Genomic DNA, 16,406 nt, shown 5'->3' with positions numbered 1-16,406 from the left:
AAGGCGACAGGCTTTGAGAGGCCCGTCGCCGTTCAGCTTCATGCAGGTTTTTCAAAGCTGCCAGGGCTCTTGTCCGTCGCGCTCCATTGCGGCGTGCGAGCCCGCTCCGCCTTCTGCAAACCGGCCTTCAGGCCTTCTCTGTCGAAATCCTTCGTATAGACCGGCGTGCCCGGCTGCTGACGCCAGGAGTCGCCTATGCTGCCGTTATCGACCGGATCGAAGCCCATCTCGTTCACCAGTTGCATCACGACGGCTTTCGCATCGGCGGCATCGCCCGAGACCGGCAATGCGATGCGTCCCGGCGTGCCTTCGGGCTTGCCGAGATCGCGCAAATGCGCCGCGTAAATGTTGTTGAAAGCCTTGATGACCGGACGCCCGAGCTGCTGCTCGACCCATTCGCTTTCCATCATGCCGGACTCGATTCCGTCGATACGGCCATCGCGCTCACGCGGATAGTAATTCCCGGTATCGATCACGACCGTGGTTTCCGGCACGCCGTCGAACAAGCCCTTCGGCAGATTCAACACTTTCTTTTCGGGGATCGTGACGACGATTACAGCGGCGCCACGGACCACGTCGGCAAGTTCCGCTGGCTTCGCGCCGGTTTCGTTGGCAACGTCGGCCAGCGTATCCGGCCCGCGCGAATTGCCGATCAGGACCTCATGCCCCCGCTCGACCCAGCGCAGCGCCAGCACGCGACCAATATTACCCGCGCCAATGATGCCAATTTTCATACACCCTCCTGTTGATTCGGTTAGCTGAAGCGGGATGCGCGCAATGCCCATGCCCGTCGTGTTCGTTGGCCTTGCGGCAGCTATGGGGCTGGCAGCTGCTTCGTGGCGGCGCTAAAATGCCGCCCCGATATGCCACGCTGATTCCACGTTAACCCTGATAGCCTCACCACATCGACCCCATTAAATCATTCGATTTTCCATATCGGGTGCCTCCCTTCATACTTCATTCACTTCTCCTTAACCACTTAACACAAGGACTCACGCAATGCCGATCATCAACAGCCAGGTCAAACCGTTCAAAGCCAACGCTTATCACAACGGCGACTTCACCACCGTGACCGAAGAAAGCCTGAAGGGCAAATGGTCCGTCCTGGTGTTCTACCCGGCTGACTTCACGTTCGTTTGCCCGACGGAACTCGGCGATCTGGCCGACCGTTACGCTGAATTCAAGAAGCTGGGCGTGGAAATCTACAGCGTGTCGACCGACACGCACTTCACGCACAAGGCATGGCACGACACGTCTGACACGATCGCCAAGATCAAGTATCCGATGATTGCCGATCCGACGCTGGTCATCTCCCGCGCGTTCGACGTGCTGATCGAAGAAGAAGGTCTGGCGCTGCGCGGCACGTTCGTGATCAACCCGGAAGGCGAGATCAAGCTGTGCGAAATCCACGACAACGGCATCGGCCGTGACGCTGGCGAGCTGCTGCGCAAGGTGCAGGCAGCGCAATACGTCGCTGCACACCCGGGCGAAGTGTGCCCCGCCAAGTGGACGCCGGGCGCTGAAACGCTGACGCCGTCGCTCGACCTCGTTGGCAAGATCTAAGCTGCTTTACCGCTTCATTCACCGCTTTAAATCCTCGTTGTAATGCGCTGTACCATCCGGGCCGTTCGCGGCCCGGATGTCTGTCAGCACGTCTTTTGCACAAAAATCATCTTTAAACGGACTCGAAACCGCCATGCTGGAAGCCAACCTCAAGACTCAGTTGAAAGCGTATCTGGAAAAGGTCAGCCGGCCGATCGAGATCGTCGCTTCGCTCGACAACTCGCCGAAATCCATCGAGTTGCACGGGCTGCTGCATGAAATCGCCACGCTGTCGGACCGCATTGCGGTGATCGAGCAGCGCGACGATACGCATCGCAAACCCTCGTTTTCCATCGGCGAACCGGGCAAACCCACGGGTATCCGTTTCGCGGGCATTCCGATGGGCCATGAATTTACATCGCTGGTCCTGGCGCTGCTCCAGACCGGCGGTCATCCGGTCAAACTTGACGACGCCGTGATCGAACAGATCCGCGAACTCGACGGCGACTATGAGTTTGAAACGTATATTTCGCTGTCGTGCCAGAACTGCCCGGAAGTCGTGCAGGCGCTGAACGTGATGGCGCTCATCAATCCACGTATTCGCCAGGTCACTATTGACGGCGCGTTGTTCCAGGACGAAGTCGAGCAGCGCCAGATCATGGCCGTCCCGACCGTCTACATGAACGGCGAAGTATTCGGCCAAGGCCGCACCGGCGTGAAGGAAATTCTTGCGAAGCTCGATAGCAACGCAGGGGCCCGCGCCGCGAAAGCGCTCGAAAAGAAAGGCGTATTCGATGTGCTGATCGTCGGCGGCGGACCTGCCGGTGCGGCGGCAGCTATCTACTCGGCGCGCAAGGGCATCTCGACCGGCGTGGCGGCTGAGCGCTTTGGTGGACAAGTGCTGGATACGCTCGCCATCGAAAACTTCGTCTCGGTCCAAGCGACCGAAGGACCGCAATTCGCCACGGCGCTCGAGCAGCACGTGAAAAGCTATGACGTCGACATCATGGACGTGCAGCGTGCCGAAGCGCTCGTGCCGGGCAAGATTCACGAAGTGCGCCTCGCCAACGGCGCGGTGCTGAAAGCGAAGACGATCGTGCTGGCCACGGGTGCCCGGTGGCGCGAAATCAACGTGCCGGGCGAGAAGCAATATCGCAATCACGGCGTGGCGTATTGCCCGCATTGCGACGGCCCGCTGTTCAAGGGCAAGCGTGTTGCAGTGATCGGCGGCGGGAATTCGGGCGTTGAAGCGGCGATCGATCTGGCTGGACTGGTCAGCACGGTGACGCTGCTCGAATTCGGCACGGAGTTGCGTGCCGACGCCGTGTTGCAACGCAAGCTGCGCAGCCTCAAGAACGTGACTATCGTCACGCAGGCGCAGACCACGGAAGTCACCGGTGACGGCAAGAAGGTCAACGGTCTCTCGTATAAGGACCTGAGTTCGGGCGAAGCGAAACATATCGAGCTGGAAGGTGTATTCGTTCAGATCGGGCTGGTGCCGAATACGGAATGGCTCAAGGGCACGGTCGAGTTGTCGCGTCACGGCGAGATCGTGGTCGATGCGCGCGGCGCGACGTCCGTGCCGGGCGTGTTCGCGGCCGGCGATGTCACCACCGTGCCGTTCAAGCAGATCGTGATCGCGGTCGGCGAAGGCGCCAAGGCATCCCTCAGCGCATTCGATTACCTGATCCGGAATTCGGAAACGGAAACGGTCGAGGCTGAAGCCGAAGAAGCGGTGGCTTGAAGAACATCTGAATAACTCGACGCGTTTTACCTTACGGACAGCTGTTTGAGCCCTGTCTGATTGCTGCATCGGAATGCCCGATAATCATCTATCATATTGATTATCGGGCGTTTTTTCGTCTCTCCCCCGGCTTTCATCGTGTAAAAAATACCGTTAATTATGCGGTTGCTAAAAAGCCTAAAGATTCGCCGCACGCTGCCGTAGATACCGGGAGTGAGACTCCGTTCTCACACCAAATGCACGCCGATGAACACATCATCTCGAGGTCATGACGGTATGGGAATTCTCGGAAACACCTTCAGCACGCTCTTTCGCGGCCACGGGCGATCAGACCCCGGCATGGCGCAAAAACTCGAGCGCGCGCTTCGCCGGGAAAGCGATTTGAAACGCGAACTGACGCAATTGCGACTTGGCACGTCATCGGATGCGCCTGGCATCGACGTCAAAATGGACCTGATGAAATTCGACGTCGCGCAGGAGAAAGCGGCAGTCGCGAGTCTGACAGCGGCATTGCTCAGCGCGCAGGAAGACCTGGAGCTGGAGAAGGCGAACCGGTCCGCAGCCGTTCATCTGTTGAAGAAACACGGCGTGATCGATGGCGTGGCCTATGCGAGTTTCACGCGCGAGCAACGGGTCGAGTTGATCGCGGTGGCAATGGATGAAGTCGCAGGGAGAGAGATGACTAGTAGGTGGCGGGCACGGTCGCCGGCTGCGAAGTCGGGGTCATCGGGGAAGACCAAGGGAGCGTAATGGCTGCGTGGCATCCCGGTCCCTCCACGCATCGTGGCAAGCGCCCTGCCCCATATGTTTAGCTCGTTTTGATATTTAAGATCTGCGTCAGCCGGTGTTAGCCTTTTAAGCTATCGGCAGCGTTCTGAAGCCTCTCTTCACGCACTGCCCAACAGTGTGGATCAACGAGGAGCGTCTTTCGTGAGCGTCGAATTCATCGGCATGATCCAGCAGCAAAAAGTGTCGGAGACGCATCTGGTGCACGGTCCGGCAATCGATATCGACTACCTTCGCGACTTCGCCCAGGCGCACGAAAAAGCCGGCTTCGACCGCATTCTCGTGCCCTATCAGTCGACCAGCCCCGACGCCATGCTGACCGTCGCCTATGCGGCCGGCGTCACGCAGCGCATCCACTTCATGCTCGCGCATCGCCCGGGATTCGTCGCGCCAACTTTGGCCGCACGCCAGCTCGCCACGCTCGACCAGCTCAGCGGCGGGCGCCTTGCGGTCCACTTCATCTCGGGCGGCAGCGACGTCGAGCAACGCCGCGACGGCGACTTTCTCTCGCACGACGAACGCTACGCCCGCACCGACGAATACCTGCAGATCCTGCGGCGCGTATGGACCGAATCCGAACCCTTCGATCACGAAGGCCGCTATTACCGCTTCGAAAAAGCGTTCTCCGAAGTCAAGCCCAAGCAAGCTCCGTATGTGCCGATCTATTTCGGCGGTGCATCGGCGCCGGCTATCGAGGTTGCGGGCAAGCACGCAGACGTCTATGCGCTGTGGGGCGAATCGAAAGAACAAGTGTGCGAACAAATCACCCGCGTCCGCGCGGAAGCGGCCAGGCATGGCCGCAATAACGTGCGCTTCTCGGTATCGTTCCGCCCAATTCTTGCGGCAACAGAAAAGGCCGCATGGGAACGCGCAGATCACATTCTTGCTGAAACGCGGCGCCTGCGTGCAGTGCAAGGTCTCGGTGTAGCAACGCCACAGCAAAGCGAAGGCGCGCGCCGCTTGCTCGCCGCGGCGGGAGACGGCGTGCGGGCCGATGATCGCCTGTGGACCGGCGTGGCGAAGGAGATCGGCGGCCGGTCGAACTCAACGGCACTCGTTGGCACTCCGAATCAAGTGGCACAAACGCTGGCCGAATATCACGCGCTCGGCGTAACCACGTTCCTGATTCGCGGCTTCGATCCGCTGGAAGACGCGCTCGATTACGGACGCGAGCTGATCCCGGCCACGCGTGAACTGACATCCCACATTGCGCACGCGGCGTGACGCTACAGTCAGCAATGAGCCATGAAAAACTGCGCGGATTCATAAGCGAGATTGCGCAACTCGTCGATTCAAATTTGCCTGAAGCGCACCTGCTGGAACAAGGGGCCGTTGCGCTCGGCAAGCTGATAGCCGAAGACGACTGGCTGCCCGATGCCTACTCGCAACCGTCGCCTGATTACTACCAGCAATTCCTGCTTTATGCCGATGCCCGTCACCGTTTCTCGGTCGTCAGTTTCGTGTGGGGACCGGGTCAGCAAACGCCCGTCCACGATCACACGGTATGGGGCCTCGTCGGTGTATTGCGCGGCGCGGAAGTTGCACGCTCGTATGTACGCAACGACGACGGCGCGTTGGTTATATCGGGCGAAGACCAGTTGCTCGAACGAGGCGCGGTGGCTGCGGTGTCACCGACTGTTGGCGATATTCATCGCGTGAGCAATGCGTTTGACGACCGCGTGTCCATCAGCATCCATGTATACGGTGCGAATATCGGCGGCATCTCGCGGCACGTCTATCCCGCTGACGGTCCGCCAAAGCCCTTCATCTCCGGCTATACAAACGACACGCTCCCCAACCTCTGGAACCTTTCGAAGGAACGACTCGACTCATGAGCGCCATCCCCCAGCGCAGCTTCGACGACGTGCGCGACGCCCTGCTTTCAAAGCGCGAAATAGCATTCCTCGATGTCCGCGAAGAAGATCCGCACGCGCAACGCCATCCGTTGTTTGCCGCGAACCTCTCGTTGTCCAAGATCGAACTTGATGCCTTCACGAAGCTGCCGCGTAAGAGCGTCCCGATCGTTCTGCTCGATGACGGCGAAGGTCTCGCGGAGCGCGCTGCACGCAAGTTCGAAGAACTCGGCTATTCCAATGTTTCGTTATTCGAAGGTGGCCTGAGAGGCTGGGAACGTGCAGGCGGCGAGGTGTTCCGCGACGTCAACGTGCCTAGCAAGGCGTTCGGTGAGTTCGTGGAAGCGAAGCGGCATACGCCGGCGTTATCGGCGGAAGCAGTCGACGCGTTGCTGAAAAGCGGCGACGACGTAGTCGTGCTGGACGCACGCCGCTACGACGAATATCAGACGATGAACATCCCCGGCAGCATCAGCGTGCCGGGCGCTGAACTTGTGTTGCGTGCCCGCGCACTCGCACCAGATCCCAGGACACGCGTGATCGTGAATTGCGCGGGGCGCACGCGCAGCATTATCGGCACGCAGTCGCTCGTGAATGCGGGCATTCCGAACCCGGTGGCGGCGTTGCGCAACGGCACGATCGGCTGGCTGCTCGCGGGTCAATCGCTCGCGCATGGCAGCGCGCGGCAGTTTGCGACCGACGACGGCCGCACCGACGCCGCTTCGCGCGAATCGGCGCGGGCCGTAGCCGATCGCGCAGGCGTGAAGCGCACGACGTTGTCGGACGCGAAGCGCTGGGCGGACGATGCTGACCGCACGACCTATCGCTTCGATGTCCGCACGCCAGCCGAATACGAGCACGCCCATGCAGCGGATTTTCAAGGGGCGCCGGGCGGCCAGCTCGTGCAGGAAACGGAGATGTTTGCGCCGGTTCGAGGCGCGCGCGTGGTCCTCTTCGACGACGACGGCGTGCGTGCCAACATGACCGCATCATGGCTCGCGCAGATGAACATCGACGTCCATGTAGTCGACGATGCAACGAGCACCGACCTGACTGAACAAGGTCCGTGGCGCGTTAAAAAACCGCTGCCTGCACCCACACCTGCGATCACCGCGAACGAACTCGCTGCCCTGCTTGACGATCCCGCGAGTCAGACCATCGTGCTCGACTTCACGGCAAGCGCCAGCCATGTGAAGGGACACATTCCAGGCGCGTGGTGGACCGTGCGCTCCCGGCTAGCGCTCGACTTGCCCGCGTTGCCGGACGCAAAGCAATACGTGGTCACCTGCGGATCGAGCGCACTTGCTGCGTTCGCCCGACCGGACGTGGCGGCGCTGACATCAAAGCCTGTCCTGCTGCTCGAAGGCGGCACCGCTGCGTGGATTGCGGCAGGCCTGCCCCTTGCCCAAGGCGACACACATTTGGCATCGCCGCGTATCGACCGGTATCGGCGTCCGTATGAAGGCACCGACGCTCCGCGCGAAGCCATGAACGCGTACCTTGAGTGGGAGTACGGCCTCGTCGCACAACTCGAACGTGACGGTACGCACGGTTTCTTCGCGATCTGAAACAACAGCTTTCAAGCGAACAGCCTGACGCGGCCCGAACCGCGTCATTCCAACTCCAGCGATTAGCAAAGCAGAACAACGCGTTTGTCTAATGCCGCGGTGAATCGTATCGTTAATGTCTTTTCCTGTATGGAAGATTCATGAAACGACGCAGCCTCCTGTTGATCGCCGCGCTTGCCTCATTCACCGCGCTGCATCCGCTCGCTTCGGTAGCTGAGCCTGTTCTGAAAGTCGGCGACCAGCAGTTGCAGACACGCGGCATTCTCGAAGCATCGGGCCAGTTGAAAGACGTGCCGTACCAGATCGAATGGTTCAACTTCCCGGCCGCGCAACCGCTCGGCGAAGCCTTGAATGCAGGCGCAATCGATATAGGCGGTCTCGGCGACGCCCCGCTGATCTTCGCTTACGCCGCCGGTGCACGTGTGCGCGCGGTAGCGGCAACCCGCTCGCAACCGGTCGACCTTGCGATTCTCGTGCCGGCCGGCTCTCCCATCAAAAGTGCAGCCGATCTGAAGGGCAAACGCATTGCGACCACGCGAGGTTCCATCGGCCATTTTCTGGCCATCGCGACGCTCGAACGCTCGGGCATCAAGCTCTCTGACGTGACGCTCTCATTCATGCAACCCGCCGATGCGAAGTCAGCGCTCCAGTCGGGCGACGTCGATGCGTGGTCCACCTGGGACCCGTATGTCGCGCTCGGTGAATTGCGCGATAACAATCGCAGCATCGCGAATGGTGTGGGGCTTTCATCGGGCCTGAGCTTTCAGGCGGCTACCGATGAATCGATCAAGACCAAACGCGCGCAAATAGATGACTTCCTGCGCCGCGTAGCGGCCGGTCAGCAATGGGCGTTGTCGCATCCTGACGAAGTCGCGGCTATCCAGTCGCGCGTCACGCACCTGCCCGCCGATGTGCTGAAGGTGGTGTATCAACGGGCGCAGTTGAAGCCAATCACGATCGACAGCAAGGTGATCGCCGAGCAGCAGCGCACCGCCGATCTCTACGTTCGCGCGGGCGTGATCAAGACGACTCTCGACGTCACGCCAAGTTTCGACGCCCAGTTCACCGCGCATTAACACTCGTCAATAACGGACTTTCCGATGACCGTACGGCATCCGCCCACAGCGTTGCAGGACCCGATAGCACTTGAGGCTCTCGCCGATCTCGACAGTCCCGCCGCCGGCCAATGGCTGGCCGCGCTCACTCAGGATTTTGCTGCGAGCGCCGGCGCGCTGGATCGTGACGCGATCTTTCCCCACGACAACCTCGCGCGTTTGCGAAGCGCGGGTTTGCTCGCGCTGACGGTGCCGCAAGCACTTGGCGGGCGCCAAGCTACGCTCCCGCAAGTACTCAAGGTGGTGCGTGCGGTTGCGCGTGGCGAGCCGTCGACGGCGCTGATCCTCGTGATGCAATGTCTCTATCATCTGCGCCTGCAGGCCAACCCAAACTGGCCGCAAGCGCTGAAGGAACAAGTCGCCCGTGATGCAGTGGAAAACGGCGCACTCATCAACTCGCTGCGCGTGGAGCCCGAGTTGGGCTCGCCCTCTCGCGGCGGTTTGCCCGGCACGATCGGACGCCTGACCCACAACGGCGACGCGTGGATTCTCAACGGCAGCAAGATCTATTCGACCGGCAGTCCGGGCCTGACATGGTTCGCCGTTTGGGGCCGCACGGACGAAAACCCGCCGCGCGTGGGAACGTTCCTCGTGCATCGGGACACACCGGGAATCCGGTTCGGCGAGCCGTGGAATCACCTTGGCATGCGTGCAACCGGCAGTCACGAAGTGATCTTCGAGAACGTCCGTGTTCCCGCTGCTCATGCAGTCGATTTCAACTCTCCCGAGATCGCCGCGAGCGGCATGGACCCGCTCACCACGCTGTGGATGAACGTGCTGCTTTCATCGATCTACGATGCCGTCGCCCAGTCTGCGCGCGACTGGTTTGCATCGTGGGCCTCTGATCGCAAACCCGCCAACCTGGGTGCGCCGCTGTCGAGCCTGGGCAGTTTCCAGCAGACGCTTGGCCGTATCGACGCATTGCTGCTTAATAACCGTGTGCTGCTGGATGCCGGCTCGAACGGCAACATTCCGCTGCATGAAGCGCCCGCCATCAAATATCTCGTGACGCAGAACGCCATCACGGCCGTCGAACTCGCGGTCGAGGCCAGCGGCAATCCGGGGCTGAGCCGCAACAACCCGCTTGAACGCCATCATCGCGACGTGCTGTGCTCGCGCATTCACACGCCGCAAAACGACGCACTCCTCAGTGCATTCGGGCGCACCGGATTCGCCGCGCTTCAGGCCAGACAATCTATCAAGGGAGCACCACTATGAGCGTTGAATTCATCGGTTATGTGAGCCATCAGGAATCAAGCGAAATCCACTTGCCGCAAGGACCCGCGGTTAACCCGCCGTACATTGCCGCGGTCGCGCAAGCGCATGAATATGGTGGCTTCGACCGCGTGCTGATCGCTCATTCAAGTGCGTCGCCAGACGGCTTCCAGATTGCGTCGTTCGTCGCGCAACAGACGAAGCGCTTGGGTATCCTGCTTGCCCATCGCCCGGGCTTTGTCGCGCCGACGCTCGCCGCCCGTCAACTCGCCACGCTCGATCATTTCAGCGCGGGCCGCACCGCCGTGCATATCATCTCGGGCGGCGACGATACCGAACAGCAACGCGACGGCGACTTCCTCGAACACGACGACCGCTACAAACGCACCGATGAATATCTCGATGTCGTGAAGCGCTCATGGACCAGCGAAACGCCGTTTGATCATGAGGGCACGTTTTATAGGGTGAAGGGTCACCGGTCGCTCATTCGTCCTTTGCAGAAGCCGCACCTGCCGGTGTATTTCGGCGGTTCATCAGAAGCAGCAATTCAGGTCGCGGGCAAGCATGCCGACGTTTTTGCGCTGTGGGGCGAATCGCTGGCGCAGGTCGCCGAGACCATCGAACGAGTGCGCGCGGCCGCCAAACCGTATGGGCGTGAGAACGCTATCCGCTTCAGCCTTTCGCTGCGTCCAATCATCGCTTCAACAGAAGATGCTGCCTGGGCGCGTGCGGAATCGATCCTTGCACGCGCGACCGAGGTAGTGAAAAGCAATCCTAACTTTACTCGCCGTCCGGCTGAACCCAAGAACGTCGGAGCGCAGCGCCTGCTTGCTGAAGCCGCGAAAGGGTCCGTGGTGGACAAGCGTCTTTGGACCGGTATTGCCGCGCTGACAAAAGCGGCCGGCAACTCCACGTCGCTGGTCGGCACGCCCGAACAAGTGACGGAAGCGTTGATTGAGTATTACCGCCTGGGTATCTCGACGTTCCTGATCCGAGGTTTCGATCCTCTGGAAGATGCTTTAGGTTATGGGCGCGATCTGTTGCCGCTGGTGCGTGCGGCAGTCGCACAGGAAGACAGCAAAACGAGCAACAAAGAACGCGAAGCGGTGCAGGCCTGAACGCTGACGTGACGAACTTTATTGTTCGTCACGTCAGCAGTCTGTCCAATGGCGCGACGTGCTTCACAAACGGCGACCTGATGACGATATAGCTGAAGTATTTCTCGATGCCGAGGTTGAGATCCAGCAGGCGTTCCACGACCTCCTGATAGTGGCCGATATTGCCGACGAGAAACTTCAGCAGATAGTCATAACCTCCGCTGACGAGATGACATTCGATGATCTCGTCGATCGCCCGGACATTCGCTTCAAACCGGATGAAGTCCTCGCGCCGATGATCCTGCAGCATCACCTCGGTAAACACCGTCACCGTAGTCGTCAGCTTGGCAAGATTAAGGTGCGCGCCATACCCGGAGATGATGCCCGACGACTCGAGCCGTTTGACTCGCTGAAGACACGGACTCGGCGATAGCCCGACCGCGTTGGCCAGGTTCGCATTCGTTATATTGCCGTTCTTCTGCAGTTCCGCCAGGATCTTGATGTCGATCCGATCCAGTTTCTGTCGAGTGGTCATGTGGTGCTCTCGCGTCCGGTGATTTTCAGGCGGGTCTATCCGGTCACCCTCCGCTTAACTCTTCGTGGTGCGCCTTCACCAGTTGCGCCATGCTCGTAAATTTGAACTCGACCGGCGGTTCATTGATCGTGCGCATTGTGGCACCGAAGCCCCTTTGCTCAAACCGGCGGTAGATCCAGCAGGATTTTATGCCAAGCTCGGCTGCCGGTTCATGATCGTGGAATGTGCTGTCCGCAACGTGCAGCGTCTCTTCCTTTCGCACGCCAAGCGAAGGAAGCAGTTCAAGCATGTAATCGAAATTGCGATGTGACGGTTTATAAGAGCCGACATCTTCCGCTGTGATGACCGCGTCGAAGTCTACTTGCAACATCGACCTGCTGGCGGCAAAACTCTCGTTGTCGACGTTGGACAGGATGATCAGCTTGAAGTACTTCTTCAGATATTGCAGGGTGCTTGCGGAGTCGGGGAAAGCGGGCCACTGAGCGACTGAGCAGCCGTATGCGACAGCCTCATCCGTTGAATAGGGTACTTTCCATTCTTCCGCGAGCCGCTTGAACACGACCGCGAGCAGATCGCGATACGGCATCTCCGGTGTATAGCGTTGCTGAGATGATTCGTGGCGCGCGTGCGCCTCGAGCACGTCGTCACGCGTCAACGGCTGGTCAACGCGGTTGACCAGCGACGCAACGCCGGTAGTTATTCCGCGTTCCCAGTCGATCAGCGTGCCGTAACAGTCGAAGGTGAGTGCCCTGAAATCAGTGAGTCGCACTTGAACCTCCAGAAAATAAAACGCGTTGTACTACGGCGAGCGTCAGTCACGATCAAGCATTACTTTTGCAGCAAGGCTTCCTGGTGCGCTTTCACGAGCGCCGCCATGCTGTTGAAGCGGAAGTCCACCTTAGGCTGCTGACCCGGATTCATTGTCGCACCGAAGCCTTCCTTGTCGTGCCGGCGATAAATCCAGCACGATGCCAGGCCAAACTCGTTGGCCGGCTTGTGATCGTGAAACAGGCTCTCGGCGGTATGCAGGATATTTTCCTTTTTGATTCCACGATCACCCAGCTTCTCCAGCATGTAGTCGAAATTACGCGACGACGGTTTGTACGAACCCACGTCTTCGGCGGTGATGATTGCGTCAAACTCGACCTGCAATTTCGCATTGCTGTGAGTAAAGCTTTCGTTATCGACGTTCGACAGGATGACGAGCTTGAAATGCTGCTTGAGGTATCGCAAGGCTTCTGCCGAATCGTCGAAAGCCGGCCAGTTCTGAACTGACTTTCCATACGCTACGCAGTCGTCCAGCGTAACCGGCACTTGCCATTCCTCGGCCAGTCGTTTGTAGACGATAGTCAGCAGTTCCTGATACCGCTTGGCAGGCGTGTATTTCTGCTGCGAGGATTCGTGCCGCGCATGGGCCTCAAGGACCTGATCGCGCGTCAGCGGCTGCTTGACGCGATCAAGCAGAGGACGCAGACCCTGGAAGATCCCGGTCTCCCAATCGATCAAGGTCCCGTAGCAGTCAAACGTCAGCGTATTGAAGTCGGTGAGTTTCATAACACTTTGCCCTCAGTTGTTCACAGGTTGAGGCCACAGTGTATTGACTCACGACAGCAGCCGTTACTGATGTCGGGATCGGCTGCAGCATCTGCTTTCTTGTGAAAGCGGGCCGACAGCAGATTCTGCTGTCAGGTTTCCAGCATCGGCGGAACGAAACGTGAGGACAGATGCCGCATCAAACCTTCGCAATAATCCGACACGTTAATTTTCTGCGGCAGCACGCTGCGGGCCGCCAGCCAGTCTGCTGCCTTTTGCAGATCCTGCACGAAGGCTTTATCGCCGACACCGCGCATGTTATAGCGCCCGGTCGAAAAAAAACCGCCTCGAGGGCGGTTCAGGTGATGCGGCAATTCGCGGGTCAGGCCGCTCGTGCCAGTTCGGGGAACGGCTTGATCTTCCGATGCGGTTTTCGTTGCGCCTGCCACAGATCGTAGCGCGCCTGCATGATGGCCCACATTTCGGCCGACGTTCCGAGCGCCGCACCGAGCAATATAGCCATCTCAGCTGAAATGCCGGCGTGACCGTTGAGTATGCGAGAAAGTGCGGCACGCGTTACGCCCAGCCGCTCGGCAACAGTCGTGATACTGAGTTCGCCCAGGTAGTCGCGCAACACCAGTCCGGGGTGCGCCGGGTCATGCATTGATGTCATCGTGGGCTCCTTAGTGATAATCCTGGTAATCAACCAGAACAGCGTCTGTTCCTTCGAAAAAAAACGTCAGACGCCAATTGCCGGTTATCCATATTGACCAGTGGCCTTCGACATCCTGCTTCTTCGCGTTCCGGCCGGCGAGCGCGTGGAGTTTCCACGCCGCTGCGTTCATATCCTCGGGACCCGTGGCAGCATGCAGCGCCGTCAGGCGAATCTGCAGTTTCTCCGCATGGGCGGCGGCACTCCCGGCTTCTGATCCGGTCATAAAAAACCGCTCCAGCCCTTTGTGTCGAAAGCTCTTGATCATTCGTATAGTGTACACGAACGCTATACGAAATAGAAGAACGACCGATTGTGCGCGATTCAAACCACCGCCGCCCCGCCACCAATTTCAAGCACCAGCGGAAAACGCACTTCGAACACACTGCCGCGGCCTTTGTACGATTCAAAGCGGATCACGCCCTGCAGTTCGAGCGCCAGTTCCTTCACGATCGCCAGCCCCAACCCGGTGCCGGGAATCTCGTCGGACGCCGCGCGTTCGAATTCCTCGAACACGCGTTCGCGATCCTCTTCGCTGATCCCCGCACCGGTGTCCGACACGCGCAGCGTCCAGTGCTTCGCGCCCGACACGACGATCGCCAGTTCCACCTCACCCGTAGTCGTGTATTTGATCGCGTTGGACAGCAGGTTCAGCGCGATCTGCTTCATCTTCAGCCGGTTGGACGCGATCGTGCTCAATGCCGGATCAACTCGCCCCTTGAGCGTCAGCCCCTTCGCATTGGCGGACCCGTGGCAGAGTTGCATGAGTTCATCGAAGAATTCGTTCAGGTCGAAACGCTCGACCGTGAGGATGGAATCATCGCCCAGCACTTTCGAGTATTCGCCCATTTCATCGACGAGCGTGGCCATGTCGGTGACTTGCCGTTTGGCGAGCGCAATCGCCCTTTCGTTTTTCGCCTGCGAGCGCCCGATCAGTTGCAGCGCAGTGGCAAACACATTCAGGAAATTGCGCAGGTCATGCGCCACGCGGCGGGCGACCTGCATGCGGGTTTCGTAAAGGTCGCTGATCAACTTCTGCCGCAGGGTCAGTTCGTGATTCGCGCGCTCCAGCATGCCGGTGTATTCGTCGAGTTTCCGGTCGCGCTCGCCCACCGCCTCGCGAACGGACGTGAGCGTGACGAAACTGAGCGTCTGGTCGGTGATCAGACGGGCGCGTTCCTCGCGCTTGCGATCGAATGAGTGGTCGTGCTCCGCGTACTCGCCAATGGCCGCGAGCAGCACCTGACGAAACAAGTCCAGTTCGCGAACCAGTTCGTCAATGCGATAACCCTGCTGCCAGCGCCATTTCCCGTGTTCGCGCGCGTCATGTTCGATCGCATGTTCCTGCGTATCCATGTCCTGCGATTCGAGCACGAGGCAGATTTCATCGAAAATGCGCGGGACGTGATCGGCAAGCTGCCGATAGGTGAGATCGTCGGAATGCTCTACCTCTGCGTCGCCGAAGACGATCTGCATCCAGCGTTCGGTGAGTTCCGCCTGTCGGCCGCGCAAAGCGGTCGCGAGGCCGTTCAAGGCGCCGATGGTGATATGGCTCATGCCCGAGATCCGTAAGCTTGATGGTGAGCGCCGGGTCGGCGCCTGGGTCGTGCTGATGCCGGCGGGATGGATGGCGCCCGCCGGAACGCTCGGTCCGGATACTGGATGCGAGTGAGTAAAGTATAAGACGACGTAACCGAGGGAAGCGGATTGCTTTGCGCGTGCCCGGCAGCAGTCAGTCCCGGCTTGCCGTCGCGAGCGACATCGACGCGCTTGCGTCCATCAAGCGCTGGACAAACTGACGCGCCGACGGCGACAGCACGCCGACCTTGCGCGTCACGATCCCGAATGTCTGCGATTTCGACTTGAAGCCGATCGGCAGCGTCCGCAGCATGCGATGCTTGCAAAACAGCCGGGCAACGCCCGCCGGCAGCACCGAAACCAGGTCGGCGCTACATTGCAGCAACGCGACTGTCACGAAGGTCGACGCCGTCGAGATCGCGCTTAAAGGCGCCTGCGCGCCCGCCAGGTCCATCTCGCGCTGCAACAGCGCCTGCATGGGCATGGCGCTCGGATACGTGACCCAGCGATGCCCGCCCAGATCGGCAAAGGTCAGCTCATTGGCTGCAAACGGCGGATGGTCGTAGCCCACCACCACGGACAAGGGTTCATCGCCTATCGGCTGATACATGTAGCGCGAGGGTTCATCGCTGACGATCGAGCGGCCGACCACCAAGTCCAGCCGCCCTTCGTCGAGCAGCGCCAGCATCCGCGCGCTGGTGTCCTCGACTATTTCTATCGATAAACCCGGGTTGCTCACCTGCAACTCGTTCAGGATCGGGACCACCAGATCCGGCACCGCCCCCATGATCGCGCCCACCGCCAGACGGCCGCCCGTGCCCGAGCGGATATCGGCGACTTCCTGGCATAGCGAGGTCAGGTCGGCCGCCAGCAGCCGCGCGTAGCGGATCACGCAAAAACCGAACTGGTTGGGCACCAGCCCTTTCTTCGCGCGTTCGAACAGCGGCGCTTCCAGCATGGATTCCAGCTCGGCGAGCGCCTTGCTCGCGGCCGATTGCGTCATCGACATCGCGCTCGAGGCTTTGTGCAGCGACTTGTGGTCGTCCAGCGCAATCAGCAACTGCAACTGTTTCATGCGCAAGCGGCCCATCAATACATCCAGCGTGGATTTCATCGCGCGTTCTACGA

At 59.9% G+C, this 16,406-nt stretch carries 18 protein-coding genes; 9 read left to right on the top strand and 9 right to left on the bottom strand.

The annotated features are described in order from the left end of the window. Positions 1 to 38: 38 nt before the first annotated feature. The gene (locus ACSQ83_RS10615; protein ID WP_436228105.1) at positions 39 to 734 is read right to left on the bottom strand and encodes an NADPH-dependent F420 reductase; all 696 of its coding nucleotides are present in this window, start codon (positions 732 to 734) and stop codon (positions 39 to 41) included. 265 nt (positions 735 to 999) lie between these two features. On the opposite strand from ACSQ83_RS10615, the gene ahpC reads away from it, so the two are divergent. The 9 genes from ahpC (at position 1,000) to ACSQ83_RS10570 (ending at position 10,941) form a co-directional block, all read left to right on the top strand. Beyond that, positions 1,000 to 1,563, top strand: a complete 564-nt coding sequence (ahpC, locus tag ACSQ83_RS10610) for an alkyl hydroperoxide reductase subunit C (RefSeq protein WP_414953444.1) — start codon at positions 1,000 to 1,002, stop codon at positions 1,561 to 1,563. Positions 1,564 to 1,696: 133 nt separating this feature from the next. Next, a complete protein-coding gene (gene ahpF, locus ACSQ83_RS10605) occupies positions 1,697 to 3,286 on the top strand; it encodes an alkyl hydroperoxide reductase subunit F (RefSeq protein ID WP_436228104.1) in 1,590 nt (529 codons plus the stop codon). A gap of 246 nt (positions 3,287 to 3,532) precedes the next feature. Continuing rightward, the gene (locus ACSQ83_RS10600) at positions 3,533 to 4,036 is read left to right on the top strand and encodes a hypothetical protein (protein WP_436228103.1); all 504 of its coding nucleotides are present in this window, start codon (positions 3,533 to 3,535) and stop codon (positions 4,034 to 4,036) included. Positions 4,037 to 4,216: 180 nt separating this feature from the next. Further along, complete coding sequence (locus ACSQ83_RS10595; RefSeq protein WP_436228102.1) at positions 4,217 to 5,296, top strand: LLM class flavin-dependent oxidoreductase; 1,080 nt, start codon at positions 4,217 to 4,219, stop codon at positions 5,294 to 5,296. Between the two features lie 14 nt (positions 5,297 to 5,310). Then, entirely contained in the window at positions 5,311 to 5,907 is a 597-nt protein-coding gene (locus tag ACSQ83_RS10590; protein WP_414953448.1) for a cysteine dioxygenase, read from the top strand. After that, positions 5,904 to 7,493 carry a rhodanese homology domain-containing protein gene (locus ACSQ83_RS10585; protein ID WP_436228101.1) on the top strand — a complete coding sequence of 530 codons (1,590 nt, stop codon included), beginning with the start codon at positions 5,904 to 5,906 and terminating at the stop codon, positions 7,491 to 7,493. Before ACSQ83_RS10590 ends, ACSQ83_RS10585 begins: the two co-directional genes overlap by 4 nt. A gap of 140 nt (positions 7,494 to 7,633) precedes the next feature. Then, positions 7,634 to 8,569, top strand: a complete 936-nt coding sequence (locus ACSQ83_RS10580; RefSeq protein WP_436228100.1) for an ABC transporter substrate-binding protein — start codon at positions 7,634 to 7,636, stop codon at positions 8,567 to 8,569. 24 nt (positions 8,570 to 8,593) lie between these two features. After that, entirely contained in the window at positions 8,594 to 9,826 is a 1,233-nt protein-coding gene (locus tag ACSQ83_RS10575; protein ID WP_436228099.1) for an acyl-CoA dehydrogenase family protein, read from the top strand. Further along, entirely contained in the window at positions 9,823 to 10,941 is a 1,119-nt protein-coding gene (locus ACSQ83_RS10570; protein ID WP_414953452.1) for an LLM class flavin-dependent oxidoreductase, read from the top strand. Before ACSQ83_RS10575 ends, ACSQ83_RS10570 begins: the two co-directional genes overlap by 4 nt. Positions 10,942 to 10,969: 28 nt before the next feature. Here the strand turns inward: ACSQ83_RS10570 and ACSQ83_RS10565 are convergent, their stop codons facing one another. The 8 genes from ACSQ83_RS10565 to ACSQ83_RS10530 form a co-directional block, all read right to left on the bottom strand. Further along, the gene (locus tag ACSQ83_RS10565; protein WP_436228098.1) at positions 10,970 to 11,455 is read right to left on the bottom strand and encodes an Lrp/AsnC family transcriptional regulator; all 486 of its coding nucleotides are present in this window, start codon (positions 11,453 to 11,455) and stop codon (positions 10,970 to 10,972) included. Positions 11,456 to 11,498: 43 nt separating this feature from the next. Then, positions 11,499 to 12,224 carry a haloacid dehalogenase type II gene (locus ACSQ83_RS10560; protein WP_414953454.1) on the bottom strand — a complete coding sequence of 242 codons (726 nt, stop codon included), beginning with the start codon at positions 12,222 to 12,224 and terminating at the stop codon, positions 11,499 to 11,501. 59 nt (positions 12,225 to 12,283) lie between these two features. Next, positions 12,284 to 13,009 (bottom strand): haloacid dehalogenase type II, encoded by a 726-nt coding sequence (locus tag ACSQ83_RS10555; protein WP_436228097.1) that lies wholly within the window; start codon positions 13,007 to 13,009, stop codon positions 12,284 to 12,286. A 131-nt stretch (positions 13,010 to 13,140) separates the two neighbouring features. Then, positions 13,141 to 13,305, bottom strand: coding sequence for a hypothetical protein (locus ACSQ83_RS10550; RefSeq protein WP_436228096.1), 165 nt, complete (start codon positions 13,303 to 13,305; stop codon positions 13,141 to 13,143). Between the two features lie 65 nt (positions 13,306 to 13,370). Continuing rightward, positions 13,371 to 13,661 (bottom strand): HigA family addiction module antitoxin, encoded by a 291-nt coding sequence (locus ACSQ83_RS10545; RefSeq protein ID WP_414953457.1) that lies wholly within the window; start codon positions 13,659 to 13,661, stop codon positions 13,371 to 13,373. 10 nt (positions 13,662 to 13,671) lie between these two features. Further along, entirely contained in the window at positions 13,672 to 13,968 is a 297-nt protein-coding gene (locus ACSQ83_RS10540) for a type II toxin-antitoxin system RelE/ParE family toxin (RefSeq protein ID WP_436228095.1), read from the bottom strand. A gap of 56 nt (positions 13,969 to 14,024) precedes the next feature. Then, positions 14,025 to 15,257 carry a sensor histidine kinase gene (locus ACSQ83_RS10535; protein ID WP_436228094.1) on the bottom strand — a complete coding sequence of 411 codons (1,233 nt, stop codon included), beginning with the start codon at positions 15,255 to 15,257 and terminating at the stop codon, positions 14,025 to 14,027. 175 nt (positions 15,258 to 15,432) lie between these two features. Continuing rightward, a complete protein-coding gene (locus ACSQ83_RS10530; protein ID WP_436228093.1) occupies positions 15,433 to 16,392 on the bottom strand; it encodes a LysR family transcriptional regulator in 960 nt (319 codons plus the stop codon). Positions 16,393 to 16,406: the final 14 nt, after the last annotated feature.

Source organism: Caballeronia sp. LjRoot29 (genome assembly GCF_964252755.1).
Classification (GTDB): domain Bacteria; phylum Pseudomonadota; class Gammaproteobacteria; order Burkholderiales; family Burkholderiaceae; genus Caballeronia.
This window is presented reverse-complemented; position numbering and strand designations above follow the sequence as displayed.

Bases quoted from the DNA above. Each gene is read 5' to 3' on its own strand.
- ACSQ83_RS10565 (WP_436228098.1), bottom strand. From the start codon at position 11,455: ATGACCACTCGACAGAAACTGGATCGGATCGACATCAAGATCCTGGCG.
- ACSQ83_RS10545 (WP_414953457.1), bottom strand. From the start codon at position 13,661: ATGACATCAATGCATGACCCGGCGCACCCCGGACTGGTGTTGCGCGAC.
- ACSQ83_RS10615 (WP_436228105.1), bottom strand. From the start codon at position 734: ATGAAAATTGGCATCATTGGCGCGGGTAATATTGGTCGCGTGCTGGCG.
- ACSQ83_RS10590 (WP_414953448.1), top strand. From the start codon at position 5,311: ATGAGCCATGAAAAACTGCGCGGATTCATAAGCGAGATTGCGCAACTC.
- ACSQ83_RS10570 (WP_414953452.1), top strand. From the start codon at position 9,823: ATGAGCGTTGAATTCATCGGTTATGTGAGCCATCAGGAATCAAGCGAA.
- ACSQ83_RS10540 (WP_436228095.1), bottom strand. From the start codon at position 13,968: ATGATCAAGAGCTTTCGACACAAAGGGCTGGAGCGGTTTTTTATGACC.
- ACSQ83_RS10535 (WP_436228094.1), bottom strand. From the start codon at position 15,257: ATGAGCCATATCACCATCGGCGCCTTGAACGGCCTCGCGACCGCTTTG.
- ahpF (WP_436228104.1), top strand. From the start codon at position 1,697: ATGCTGGAAGCCAACCTCAAGACTCAGTTGAAAGCGTATCTGGAAAAG.
- ahpC (WP_414953444.1), top strand. From the start codon at position 1,000: ATGCCGATCATCAACAGCCAGGTCAAACCGTTCAAAGCCAACGCTTAT.
- ACSQ83_RS10555 (WP_436228097.1), bottom strand. From the start codon at position 13,009: ATGAAACTCACCGACTTCAATACGCTGACGTTTGACTGCTACGGGACC.
- ACSQ83_RS10575 (WP_436228099.1), top strand. From the start codon at position 8,594: ATGACCGTACGGCATCCGCCCACAGCGTTGCAGGACCCGATAGCACTT.
- ACSQ83_RS10530 (WP_436228093.1), bottom strand. From the start codon at position 16,392: ATGAAATCCACGCTGGATGTATTGATGGGCCGCTTGCGCATGAAACAG.
- ACSQ83_RS10550 (WP_436228096.1), bottom strand. From the start codon at position 13,305: ATGCGCGGTGTCGGCGATAAAGCCTTCGTGCAGGATCTGCAAAAGGCA.
- ACSQ83_RS10600 (WP_436228103.1), top strand. From the start codon at position 3,533: ATGAACACATCATCTCGAGGTCATGACGGTATGGGAATTCTCGGAAAC.
- ACSQ83_RS10580 (WP_436228100.1), top strand. From the start codon at position 7,634: ATGAAACGACGCAGCCTCCTGTTGATCGCCGCGCTTGCCTCATTCACC.
- ACSQ83_RS10585 (WP_436228101.1), top strand. From the start codon at position 5,904: ATGAGCGCCATCCCCCAGCGCAGCTTCGACGACGTGCGCGACGCCCTG.